General features: G+C 36.4%; 9 protein-coding genes. 5 read left to right on the forward strand and 4 right to left on the reverse strand.

Annotation, left to right across the window (positions count from 1 at the left end):
• Positions 1 to 4: 4 nt before the first annotated feature.
• Both ACZOVS_RS07080 and ACZOVS_RS07085 read left to right on the forward strand, forming a co-directional pair.
• On the forward strand, positions 5 to 775 hold the full coding sequence (locus tag ACZOVS_RS07080) for a tetratricopeptide repeat protein (protein WP_483996537.1): 771 nt from the start codon (positions 5 to 7) through the stop codon (positions 773 to 775).
• 177 nt (positions 776 to 952) lie between these two features.
• The gene (locus ACZOVS_RS07085) at positions 953 to 3,883 is read left to right on the forward strand and encodes a T9SS type A sorting domain-containing protein (protein ID WP_483996538.1); all 2,931 of its coding nucleotides are present in this window, start codon (positions 953 to 955) and stop codon (positions 3,881 to 3,883) included.
• 213 nt (positions 3,884 to 4,096) lie between these two features.
• Here ACZOVS_RS07085 and ACZOVS_RS07090 read toward each other — a convergent pair whose 3' ends face one another.
• Positions 4,097 to 4,222, reverse strand: coding sequence for a hypothetical protein (locus ACZOVS_RS07090; protein WP_483996539.1), 126 nt, complete (start codon positions 4,220 to 4,222; stop codon positions 4,097 to 4,099).
• A 79-nt stretch (positions 4,223 to 4,301) separates the two neighbouring features.
• On the opposite strand from ACZOVS_RS07090, the gene ung reads away from it, so the two are divergent.
• From ung to ACZOVS_RS07105, 3 genes are all read left to right on the forward strand, one after another.
• Positions 4,302 to 4,982, forward strand: a complete 681-nt coding sequence (gene ung, locus ACZOVS_RS07095; RefSeq protein ID WP_483996540.1) for a uracil-DNA glycosylase — start codon at positions 4,302 to 4,304, stop codon at positions 4,980 to 4,982.
• A gap of 9 nt (positions 4,983 to 4,991) precedes the next feature.
• Positions 4,992 to 5,567 carry a non-canonical purine NTP diphosphatase gene (locus ACZOVS_RS07100; protein WP_483996541.1) on the forward strand — a complete coding sequence of 192 codons (576 nt, stop codon included), beginning with the start codon at positions 4,992 to 4,994 and terminating at the stop codon, positions 5,565 to 5,567.
• 71 nt (positions 5,568 to 5,638) lie between these two features.
• Complete coding sequence (locus ACZOVS_RS07105; protein WP_483996542.1) at positions 5,639 to 8,929, forward strand: T9SS type A sorting domain-containing protein; 3,291 nt, start codon at positions 5,639 to 5,641, stop codon at positions 8,927 to 8,929.
• 201 nt (positions 8,930 to 9,130) lie between these two features.
• On the opposite strand, the gene ACZOVS_RS07110 is transcribed toward ACZOVS_RS07105, so the two are convergent.
• From ACZOVS_RS07110 to ACZOVS_RS07120, 3 genes are all read right to left on the reverse strand, one after another.
• Positions 9,131 to 11,779, reverse strand: coding sequence for a family 20 glycosylhydrolase (locus tag ACZOVS_RS07110; protein WP_483996543.1), 2,649 nt, complete (start codon positions 11,777 to 11,779; stop codon positions 9,131 to 9,133).
• Positions 11,780 to 11,896: 117 nt separating this feature from the next.
• Complete coding sequence (locus ACZOVS_RS07115; RefSeq protein ID WP_483996544.1) at positions 11,897 to 12,451, reverse strand: hypothetical protein; 555 nt, start codon at positions 12,449 to 12,451, stop codon at positions 11,897 to 11,899.
• A 206-nt stretch (positions 12,452 to 12,657) separates the two neighbouring features.
• Entirely contained in the window at positions 12,658 to 13,584 is a 927-nt protein-coding gene (locus ACZOVS_RS07120; RefSeq protein WP_483996545.1) for a hypothetical protein, read from the reverse strand.
• Positions 13,585 to 13,707: the final 123 nt, after the last annotated feature.

A 13,707-nucleotide genomic window follows, 5' to 3' on the forward strand; every position in this document is an offset into this window, starting at 1 on the left:
AATCATGAAATCATTGAAATATATAAGCATAATATTTGCAATAATAATTTTTGGTTTAATTCCTGAAGTCAAGGCACAGAAACCCAAGGAAATTTTCGAACAAGCTAATTTTTATTATAACGAAGGTGTTTATGACACTGCAATAATATTATACGAAAGTATTCTCGACAAAGACCTCATATCGAGTGCTTTATTGTACAACTTAGGCAATGCTTACTATAAATCCGGCAATTATCCCAAGGCAATATTGAATTATGAGAAAGCGTTAAAAATAAGTCCTAACGATGAAGATATAAAGACAAATCTCGCCATGGCCAATTTATTTATTACAGACAAAATAGAAGCTGTGCCTCAAGTATTTCTCAAGACATGGTGGATTAACATAAGCAATTGGTTTTCAATAAATCAATGGGCAACAATATCATTAATATTGCTTGGTTTGACATTGACTTTAGTATTTTTATACCTCACGACAAAAACAGCATGGATTAAAAAAACAGCATTTTTCAGTATAATACTATGTATTTTACTCTGTATTTGCAGTTTCACCATATCGGCTCAAAAATACAATGATGCATACAAATTTGAAGAAGGAATAATAATAAGCAGTACCATAACAATAAAAAGTTCTCCTTCAGCGACAAGTGTGGATTTATTTGTATTACACGAAGGAACAAAGGTTGAGATATTAGATAATATTGACGGCTGGGAAAAAATAAAAATCGCAAACGGAAACACCGGTTGGTTGCCATCCAACAGCGTAATAAAATTTTAACATTATGAAGCACAACTATAAGTGTATATAAATCAATATTTTACAAATTGTAAAAACTTTTTTTCGTTAAGAAATGTCATTTTTTCTTAAAATATCTTGCGTATAACAGAAAATTATTCTAATTTAGCACCCTAAAATGAACTTTGTTTAAAAGTAACAAAATTTAAATTACGTGATATGAAAAAAAGATTTTTACCGTTAAGTATGCTTTTGATAACCATGGTGTTAGCACAAGCTGGATTAGTGGCTAATGCAGCCGAAGACGGAGGCAAATACTCGCCCCGTAAAGCTTCATCTCCCACTTTTGAATCGTACATGAAGACAGTTCGAGCTAATCAGGAGACGGGTCTCATTGATCCGGCAGAATTGTTAAACGGAGTAAATGGAACATTCTCAAAAGATAGAGATGATCTAAACTGGATCGATTTAGGACCAGACAACTATGGTTCACTTACAAGAGCTATTACATACGATAAGAAAGATGCAACCGGCAACACCTTATTAATTGGTACAATGGGAGGTCGCATTTTCAAAACGACTAACGGAGGTATAACAATGCAGTTGGCAGCCGACCTTCAAGCCATGATAAACTGCATGGTACAAGACGAACAAGGCAACACTTATGTTGGAACAGGTGACGGTCGCATGTCTCAAGATGTTAATGGTCTTTCTACATTAGGATATGAAAACAGTTTCCCCGGTCAAGGTATTTTTAAATCTACAGACGGTCAACATTATGAATTAATGACCTCAACAACACCTACAACAGATAATGGTTGGGGATTTGTAAATGAGTTGTCAATAATTAATGGCAGACTATATGCAGCCACAAATGGAGGTTTGAGATACAGCGATGACGGTGCTGCAACATGGAACACAGCAGTTGAAGGTGTTGCAACAAGTGTCAAGACTGCTACTGACGGCACGGTACTTGCTGTTATAGACAACCAGGTTTATCTCTCTACCAACAACGCAAACTTCACTCTAGTTTCCAATGGAGAAGAGAACATGTTACCTTCCGATGATGTGATAAAAATCATTGCAGTATCACCATCAGATCCTAACTACATGTATGTCAGTTACCTGACAGCTACTTACGGAACAGGTAATATTTACTACACCAAAGATCATGGTGCAACATGGGAAGTCGCTCTCTATGCAACCAACATTTATAACATTTACGACACTCGTGGATTTATTGATAATTATATGATTGTCTATCCTAACAACCCGAGAAAAGTTTTGGTTGGAGGCATAGACCTTTGGACTCTGGAAGATTCACAAAACATAGGTGTCTATACCCCAAGATGTATAACTTTAAGTTCATCACACCCATTATTGTCGTACTTGTCAACTGATGTCACCCGTTTTACATACATACATTCAGGAGTACAAACAATAGTTTTCAACCCTGAAAATGAAAATGTATTCTACGTTGGTACGGAAGGTGGTGTATTTAAAGGAGAATATTATGAATCTGCATATTCATTCAAGAGCAGCAACCGTTATTTTATAACTGAAGAACAACACACCTCTGTAGCACGTATGATGGCTGTGGGTATCTCAGGATTAAACAATAGAGTTTTGGGCGGGTCTCTCGACCACGGTACTATTAGTATTTATGGTGAGGAAAATGTCAACAATTTGACAACAGGTAGAGCCATTTTCCCGAATGAAAATACGGCAACTACTACATTCAGTATGTTCGGCTCATTTAATCCTTCATTTGCAGGTGGTCCATGTGCTATTTCAACTATAAATCCTGAATACATGTTCCTTACAGCAACAGGAAGTGTCTCTGCATACGGATTCCCTATCCTCAGAACCGAAACAGCGGGAGACGACTATAACCAAAACTTTTATGGTTCCAAAGGTCATCCTGATAATCCAAATGCTTTCAAGACTCCATTCGTGTTATTTGAAAACTACAACGATACCAAGACTCCTCAAACAGTATGGTACTATGCAAAAGAAGATTTGGCAGCCGGCGATGTTGTTCAAGTAATCAGCGACAACGGTGATTATCCTTTTGATTATACTCTTACCGAACCTCTTGCCAATGGTGACTCTATAGAAGTGAGAGATGTCATTTCAGCATCAATGATAGTAGCTGTTGAAGATACGGTATTCCTTGCAAGAAATGTCATCAAATTTGATGAATTGACAGACTGGTGGAGAATAGGTCGTATCAATGGTATTGCTTCTGCAGTGGCATTGTCAACAGACGGAGATGAAGCTTATGTTGGAACTGTAACAGGCGATTTATACAGATTCACAGGTCTTAGCGATGCTATAACAGCAGGAACAGCTTGCATAGATTCAACAGCTTGTGTTATCACGTTCGATACATTGCAAAATATGAATAGCCAAGCTATCACAAGTATTGCAATAGATCCTCGCGATAAAAACAATGTAATAGTAACCTTAGGAAACTACGGCAATAGCAACTATGTCTTCTATTCATCAAACGGAGGTGACAGCTTTGAGTCAATTCAGGGTAACTTGCCTTTACTTCCGGTTTACTCAAGCATTATTGAAAAATCTACAGGAAAAGTAATGATAGGTACTGAAAACGGCATCTTTACTGCAGATGGTTTCAATGGCAACTGGACAGTTTGCAGCACTCTCGCTAATGTACCTGTAATGGACCTTAAACAACAAACCATGGAAAATCATGACAACCGTTATACCTATCTCGTAGATGAAATGAATGATACTACTGTAATAGTTCATGATGGTATCTTCAATGAAGGTATGATTTACGCTGCAACATACGGAAGAGGTCTTTTAAGATGCGACAACTATCATATAGATGGTATTGAAAACAGTGTAGCTGAAATTGAAGACAATACAGCATTGGCTATGAGTGTATATCCGAATCCTGTCGTAGAAAATGCGACAATAAGTATCAACCTCACTGAGAAATCCAATGTTACTTATCAAATATATGACATAACAGGTCGTATGGTTGCCAACAGAACATTGGGTACCTTTACACAAGGTTCACATCAGATCAACATTAATGTAGGCAACTTAGTGACCGGAACATACATTCTTAAAGTTCAAGCCGGTGCAAACTCAAATTCTTCAAAGATTTTGGTTTACTAACGATAAAAATCTAATTTTATAAAAAAGACCGTCTAATAGACGGTCTTTTTTTATAACAAATTATACTCAATATAACTTACATATCATTGACAATAATGTCCAAAACATTAATACTTATACATATTTCATAATCATTTCAGAAAAATATACAACTCATCGAAAACACAAGTCTCCGATGAGTTGTATCATTAAATGACAAGTCACCACAAATAATTAATATACTGTCTCAATCTGATACTGACGATAGTCTCCATAGGCAGGACACGATGTCGAACGGCAGGACATCATCAATATACCCAATGTGATAACTACAGCCAACAAAACTGCACATCTTTTCATTACTTATTTTTTTTTCATTTTACATTACAAAGAAACGAATTTTTTATCGAATTTTGTACATATTTTTCAAAAAAATATCATGATTGAAGTAAAAAGACCAAAAATAGAAGACGGATGGTATGAAATTTTAAAAAATGAATTTGAATCACCATATTTCAGAAACATTAAAATATTCTTAATCAATGAAAAACAACACTATACAGTTTACCCTCCATCATCATTAATATTTAATGCTTTCAATTTGACGCCATTTGATAAAGTCAAGGTTGTAATATTAGGACAAGACCCCTATCCCAATCCGGGACAAGCACATGGGTTGGCATTTTCCGTTCCTGACGGAATACCGGCACCGGCAAGTCTAAAAAATATCTTCACAGAATTAAACTCTGATGTAGGCATTACCATACCGAAAAATGGCAATTTAGAAAAATGGGCAAGACAAGGCGTTTTACTTCTCAATTCAAGTCTCACTGTGAGAGCCGGAAACCCTGCATCCCATGCTAACATTGGTTGGCAGACATTTACTGATGCTGCCATACAGGGGCTGTCGACAAAGAAAGAGCATCTCGTATTCCTATTGTGGGGTAATTATGCCATTTCCAAAGAAAGACTTATCGATAGTAACAAACATCTCATACTTAAAACGGTACATCCTTCACCTTTGGCTGCGCATAGGGGATTCTTCGGATGCCATCATTTTTCACTAACAAACCAATATTTAACCAGCAATAACATTTCTCCAATAGATTGGAGTCTATAAGATATAACTATGAAAAAATTAGTATTTGCCACACATAATGCTCATAAATTACAGGAAATCAAAGCATTGTTAAAAAATCTAGAAGTAATTAGTCTAACAGATATAGGTTGTAAAGAAGAAATAGAAGAAACAGCAGAAACACTCGAAGGAAATGCAAAGATTAAAGCAAATTATGTAACAGAACATTATCATTTGGATTGTTTTGCCGATGATACAGGCTTAGAAGTAGAAGCCTTGAACGGTGCTCCCGGAGTATATTCTGCACGTTATGCCGGAGAAAATTGTTCATATCAGGACAATGTCAACAAACTTCTTTCTGCAATGGAGGGCATTGAAAACAGAAAAGCACGGTTCAGAACTGTAATAGCACTTAATTTAGAAGGACATCAGTATTATTTTGAAGGTATTGTCAACGGAACTATCATAAAAGAAGGACATGGCACCGGAGGTTTTGGCTATGACCCTATATTCAAACCGGAAGGATACGAACAAACCTTTGCCGAAATGCCTCTTGAACTAAAAAACAGAATATCTCACAGAGGTCTTGCTATTGCTAAACTTATTAGTTTTTTACTTAATTATTAAAAATAATTATTTTTTTCATTTTTTTTAAAAAAATTGTGTAAATTTGGCAACGAAATAAATGGTCCCTTCCTATGAAAAAACTCTACATAATAATTACGATGTTGTTTCTTGTATTAACATCGCATGCTCAAATTGAAGATTATGATAATGGAGTAATCTTTGACATTTTCTCTATAGAAAATATTGAAGAAAGATTACAGATTGTTTCAGCATTATCAACAAATGATATTTTGATATGTGATCCTCTGTGGGAAAAACCCGGGAAATTATATATCCGTCCAAATGGATACAATGAAGATGCAAATACTTATTTAGAATTGGAGTATTTGCTTTCTCTTTTAAAAGAAGAGTTCAAAGACATTAGTTCCTTGCCCAAGGAAGAATATTCATACTATTTTGAATCCTGGGCAGAAAATATAAGTAAGGAATATTTTGAATTCATCACATCCGACATACCAGAATATAGAACAAATAACCACTGTATGGATTCGGAACCTTTCTGTACAAGCGATACATTGACATTCCCCGCGACAGGAAATGGAGTTTCATGGTATGGTCCTAATTATGGATGTCTTGGAAACTCTCCTACAACAAAAACTTCTTTTTGGTATCACATGAGAATTAGAGTTGCCGGAAACATTAATATATATATGTCTGCTGGTTTCGATATCGATTTTGCTCTGTGGGGACCCTTTAACGATGAAACCACTCCTTGTCCTACAACAGCAGGACAGGCTGGACTATTAACCGGGAACTGTTCGAGTTGTCCCAATAATACTACAAACCCTAATTTTTATCCTTCTGGGAACCTGCATGATTGCAGCTATAGCGCTAACTCTTATGAAACTGCACATATTGTCAACGGACAAGTAGGACAATATTATATATTGTTAATAACTAATTTTTCCGGCGGTAGCGGTAATATTACTTTTCGAAAAATAAGCGGAAATGGAGAAACTGATTGTGGCATTCTTGAGCCTACACTTAATTACAATGATCCGGTATGTGTTGGAGGAACATTAAATTTGACAGCAAGGGGCGAAACAGGCGCTACATATTCTTGGGTTGGACCTGACGGATGGACATCAACCCAGCAGAATCCTACACGTAACAACGTAACCATGTCAATGGCTGGAACCTATACATGTAATATTACCATTGGTTCACAACAAAGTGAAAATGCTGAATTAGAGGTTGAGATTGGCGCTCAACCAACATCCAATTTCACATTTACGACAGTATGTCAGGGCACTCCTACTCAATTTAACAGTACTTCTACCACCAATCCATCTGGATATTCAATAGATTCATATTTATGGAATTTTGGAGAACCATCAAGCAGCAATAATACCTCAACACTTCAAAATCCAACTCATACATACTCCAATTCGGGAACATATACTGTAACTCTTACTACCAAAATACAAACTGAAGAAGGTTTCTGTGAAGATACAGAAACCAAACAAGTCACTGTATATTCCAACCCGAATGCCAATGCAGGACCTGATCAGACCATTGGATACGGCGGTGTAGCAACATTATCAGGAAGCGGAGGTAACGGTACTTTTACTTATCGCTGGGAACCTGCTGACAAAGTTGTCAATCCCAATGCTCAAACGACTCAGACAAGAGCATTGACACAATCCACAACTTTTACGCTTACTGTTTCCGGCTCAAGTGACTGTACTGACAATGACAGAGTAACCATAAATGTTGACGGCACAGCCATGACCGCCTCTGTAAACGCCGATGATACCGAATTATGCCAGGGAGAATCAACTACACTGCATGCTACAGCTTCGGGAGGCACCTCAAATTATACTTATACCTGGAATCCGACGACCGGATTAAGCAATCCGAGCATCCCTAACCCAGTGGCATCTCCTAACATCACTACAGAATACACATGTACAATACATGACGGTCAAACACAACAAACGCCTACTATCACAATAGTAGTGCACCCTCAATACAACGATATCCAGGATTTCGATGAGGTATGTCAATATAGCGGTAATGGTTATTATACTTCAAATGGTTTCAATATCAGTACACAAGAAGCCGGTACCTTTACACAGACCATCACCAAACAGACAAATTTCGGCTGTGACAGCATTGTAACCATGAATCTTACAGTGCATCCTGCTTATGAGACACATCTTAATGAATCTATCTGTGATGGAGGTTCATACCCATTTTTTGGAGAAAACCTTACACAAGAAGGAACATACGAACATACACTTCAATCTGTTAACGGATGTGACAGTATTATAATTCTAAACCTCTCAATAACAGACCAATATACGAAAAACGTATTTGTTTCTACATGTGATGAGCCATATACATGGGATTGGGGTGCTCTCGGCGACACCGTCATAAATAATAGCGGAGAATACGTTCACACATTCGAAAGCCTTGCCGGTTGCGACAGTGTGGTGACACTTTATTTCGAACGTTATCCCAACTATATCGGTGAAAATCAGATTCATGACTATCAGACACATTGCGATGTCCTGACATGGGAAGGTGAAGTGTTTTACGAATCAGGAGACTATACCAAAACATTACGCACAGTCAATGGTTGCGACAGTATAGTAACATTGCATCTCACCATCAACGAATCCACCGAAAGTTATGTAGTAGAGACTTCATGTGGTTCATTCACTATGTTGGGGCACTCCTATACCAATCCGGCCCATTATGTTGACACGATACATACACTCAATGAATACGGTTGTTTGGAAGTTGTAAATCTCGATTTATGGTTACACAGTGTACCTCAAATCGACCCAATAACAGGCATCACTCCGCCTCTGTTCTTCACAGGAACAGGATTTGATCTTTACGAGTACAGCATTCGTAATGCAAGCGGTGGTGGAATTGAACAAGGATTTCCTGAAAATTACGAATGGGATCTTGTAACTTCGGAATCAAGTGAAAACTGGACACTTATTCCAAGTGAAAACAGTGCCATAGTATCGCTAACACGTCCCGGCTATGCTTATCTCTATTGCTATGTCACCACAGAATGCGGCACCGATACTTTATGGACACCTCTTTATACTATGGGTTACGAACCAATAGGCATAGATGAACATAATGCCGGTTCACTGTTCCACATTTATCCCAACCCTACCAATGGCAATGTTTATATATCCTATTCCGGACTAACGACAAACACTCCTGTCACCATATCAATATATAACAGCAACGGGTTGCTCGTAAAAAAATTTGATACCCGATTTACACCATCAATATCTGCGGTATCTTTCTCTATGAATGAAGTTAACAACGGATTATATATCATAAAAGTAACAGGTAAAGAGTTTAATATTTACAAGAAATTAATATTGAACAAATAATAGTACATTCAACAACACATACAATAAGGAATATCAAACATTTTATAAATAGATGTGGCACGGCATTTATATGTTGAATTAACACATAACATTTTAATGCTTATTCATTATAACAAAATAAAGGTAGTATGTCAAGATTAAGTTTTAACATACTACCTTTTGATGTAATATAATATATCTTTGAAATTAGAACCGCAATGATTAATTCACAATCAATTCATCAACAAACAGCCATGACGGGTATCCATGCCCCGGAAGTCCTTCCGGTATGATACCGGGATTTTTAACTACAACTCTCAAATAACGGGTTTTTGTATTTACAGACAAGGATTTTTTCACTATGGTATTGCCATTCTGCGGAACTTCATCATCAAACTTATATGTTTTCCAAAGTTTAAATTGAGAACCATTAGAGGATGTATAAATTTCCATGAAACGAGGCATCATAATCCAATCGTAAGGATTAGTCATAAAATTAACATTCAATTCATTCACAATCATTTTTTTACCAAGGTCTATTTCTATGTCAAGGTCTTGATTATAAAATCCCTGCCAATTGCCATCCTTATAATCATTAGAACCGATAATACCGTTAAGCAAGGCATCTTCGCCACCACCACTGTATTCCGATCTATAATCTCCAACAGAGCTGTTCAATTTTTTCAAACGCCCCACGGCTTTATGATAAAGCATAAAACGTTCATTAACATCAGAACATGTATTTCCGTCATAACTTACAGCACGTAAAAGACCTGATTGTGTTATACGTACAGGATCCTTATAAACAAGAGAATTATCATCCGGGAGGCTGCCATCCAAAGTATAATAAATAGGTCTGTCATTAAAGACAGTACGCAATGCCACTACAGGACAACCATCCATAACACCTTCATTCTCAATAAACACCTTTTCGTCTGCATGCAACAATTCATTTATCATTCTGTCATAACGTGCCGTCACAAAATCACGAGAATATGCCCTACATTCCTTATCCCAAAGACGCAAATATGAATATTTCAGATGTCTTATTATCTCGATAAAATCATCCGTTCCTCTGTTAACAAGGTCTATATTCTGTTGAGTCGGATTATTCAAAGTATTATAAAGCTGTATTTTAAGAAGATTTTTCGTTGCTGTGGCATAAACGCGATAAGCTGCAACAGCAGCACATTCCAATAATTCCGAATTTACTTGTAATTTCTCAATATCAGAAGAAAGACGTGAATAAATTTCATCCGACAAATCCCGTGCCAACGTAAAACGCTGAAATGCAGCAGAATCAACCTGGTCAGGATAGAATTCCAAAAACGCCTCATAAAGAGCATTGAAATTCATCAATTTTGAAGTCTCAGTAATATGGCACAAATCAGCAACAGCATACATGTCAGCAACATAATCATGGTCCATAGAATTAAAATAATGAATATTAAACAGTTCATTAAAATGTGTTTCTCTATTCAATCTTTCCGATTCTGATTGTGAAGATAAAGGATTCAAGGCATGCCAGGTCATCTCTGCAGTCCAGACCATTGAATGCAATGCACTCATAAACAATGATTCCCCGGCGTCATCCCAAGCAGTATTCATAAGACCTTTAGAACCGTATGCCGCTGCATCACGAGCAAGGTTGGCAATATTTTTCATATAACTTTTTATATCAGGGAATGCCGTTGCCCACATACATGCACCCGAAGCAGTCCAAAACACACTGCCGGAGTCTTTAAAAGGTTTTATCATAGCTGAGAAATCATCAGAAGGAACATAACTCCACACTATATATTGCATATCGGCAGGTAAATCCTTTATATGTTCCGGAGTCTTGGAAATGATATCTCCCCACATCAAAACTTCCTTATCATATTTCTTCAAAATATCATATATTCTATTTATATGGCGGCAATAAGCAGTCTCCTGCCCTACACTGTCAACATAAGCAGCAGCCCTTCCTCCACCTAAACCCTCAGTCTCGTCACAATTAATATTAAAGAATCTCGATTGATAAGCCGGAACAACTTCTGAAAACACATTTTCAAAAAACTCATAAGTGGCATCTACAGCAGGATTAAAATTGTATTTTGTATCCATAATATTGTGATACAATGGATTACAAAGTATTTCTTCAGCATGGGCAAAACATTGCTGGTTACCCATAAAATCGACATAATAACCATTGGCAAAATCTGTAAGTTCCTGAATCTGAGATGTTGTAAATCCATCAGCGGGAGCAATATCCGGATACGACTCTAATTTAAAAAGATGTTCTGTATAAAGGTTAAAAAAATTCATCTTATAATCGGCAAGAGTGGTGATAACTTTTTTCAAATAATCCACCGTAGGTACAGGACCTCGGCTAATATCATCCATCCATCCGCGATATTCCAAATCCGGCCAATCCACTATATGCTGACACTGAATTGCAGGAATATCGCTTTCCATTACAGCATAACGAACAATTTGTTTTAAACTTCGGGTAGCATAAAACAAACCTTGACAATGAGTAGCTTTCAAAGTAATGACATTTTCAGCAACATCAAGGATATATGCCTGCTCCTCAAATTTATCGACTCCAATATCATCAACTATCTCAAACACTACAGCCGGATACTTCCTTTTTACCTTTTCTGATAAAACTATCTTATTGCCAAGCATATCTTTCATCTCAAATTTAAAGTCATTGACAATTTTCTGAACATCAGGATTAGTATCATCGCATACAAACAAAAAAGGTTCTTTCAATATAAAACACCCATCCATAAGTTCATTAATCTGAGGAGTTGGGATAATAACCGTATTTTGTGAAAATGCTGTAGTTGAGCACAATAACAATATAACTAACAATATTTTTTTCATTTTGCAAAAATTTAATAATATGCAAATATAATATAAACAAGCTATAGATACCAATAGTAGAATAACAAAAAACAAAAAAAGCGGGATGACCCGCTTTTTTCAGTACTTTTGTTTAAATTATTGTTGAATTTTACTCATCTCTTCTTCAAAGACTTTTTTAAACTTTTCGTATTCAAATTCAACTCTCAATTTTTCATCATTACTAATCTGGTTAGCCAATTCATCAAGAACCGATTTACCTGTAAGTTCTACGCAAGCATAATAGATTGTAGAACCTTTTTTAGAACCGGCTTCTTTTGCTTCACAAGTTACCGGAGTACCTTTAACAAGTTGATTTACAACAGTACGAGCCAAATCTTTCACATTACGGCTAAAATCGCTATTTTCATTATTGACAATTTGGCCGGCATAATTATCAGTTACACGTTCAATAGTAGCACTAACCATTGCTGCCAATTCAGTACGTGCAACATTTGCAGCCATTGAGCGGGCATACTGACTTTGATAATCCGAGTCAGAGACCTCCTGACCGAGATAACGGAATGTCTCTGCTGTAGCTTTACATTCCTGACAAGGAATTGTTGTTAATTGAACTGCTTCTTTTGATGAACCGCAAGACACCAATATCAAAGCGGCCATTGCTGCAATCATAAATAAACGAACTCTTTTCATAATAATAATTTAATTAATGCCTACTCTAAGCTTTTCGGCTTCCGCAATTTTATCTATTTTACTATAGATGCTGCAAATATAATATATTTTTTTAAATAATCATTATTTTTAAAAATATTTTATAAATATTTACATTTTTTTAAAAATAATAAGAATACAGCAACATTTCAAATTATTCAAATTCAACTTAAAGAACAACTTACCAACTATTCAAATCGCAAAGACAATTCAGGAATATAACCTTTATAATTGAGATTTACAACTGAAGAACCGTTTAAACTTACAAATGACGCATCATTAATAGTAACTTGATACATAGACATACCCGCATCTGATACAGTCAAAGTACCACTTGTCGCAACAGAAATATCTCCATTATATGTTGACATATCAAAATTACGAATCATAAAAACGGCCTTATCCAATGGAATTTGGAAAGAGCCCGTTTCTATTTCATTTTCTATTTTAACAGCTATTATATCTGTTGTTGTTGTTGACACAAATGCCATGACACGCATGGCTGTTCCATAATAAGTCATATCCATAACACCGGCAGTCAATATTGTATGTTCCTGACCATCAATAGTAAAGTTTCCTCCATTAGCAAAAGATATATCAGAAACAGTTCCCTGATATTCGATAGAACCATTTACAATACTATTATTCAATGACAATGTCATATTCTCTGTTGTAACTGTGTAAGTGCCATTTTCCTCATTCAATGTCAGATTTCCACCGATGCCCATTGCTATGCCGTCATACAAAACATTTGAAATATCAGAAAGCACCTGAACAAGATTAACATCTTGAATTGCGACGACCTTAGGCATAGGGATCATAGATGTTGAATCCGGGGCCACACTAATTGTACCGTTGGTTATTTCTCCATCATATATTACACAATACAAATTGTTATGTTCAGCCTCCAATGGTGCAGAAGCAAAAGCAACGACATTAAGATTAATTCCGGGAATAACTGATATTCCATTCATTTTACCGGCAAAAACTATATCATAAGTATTATCGCCTATAGTAAACTGGTTACTATAAACAGGAGGAGGTGTAGGTGTTACATCATCTGAATTTTCTTTTTTACAGCCTGTAAACAATGTTGCAATAGAAGCAACCATCATCAATACAAAAAATGTTTTTTTCATATAGATTCAAGATAGAAGTGCAACCATCCTCCTCCGTCCTTGGAGCGTAGCGGAAAGGGAGGAGGAGGATGGCAAGCAACTCAGAAGGGTCATTCAGCA

The organism is Candidatus Limimorpha avicola (assembly GCF_056978975.1).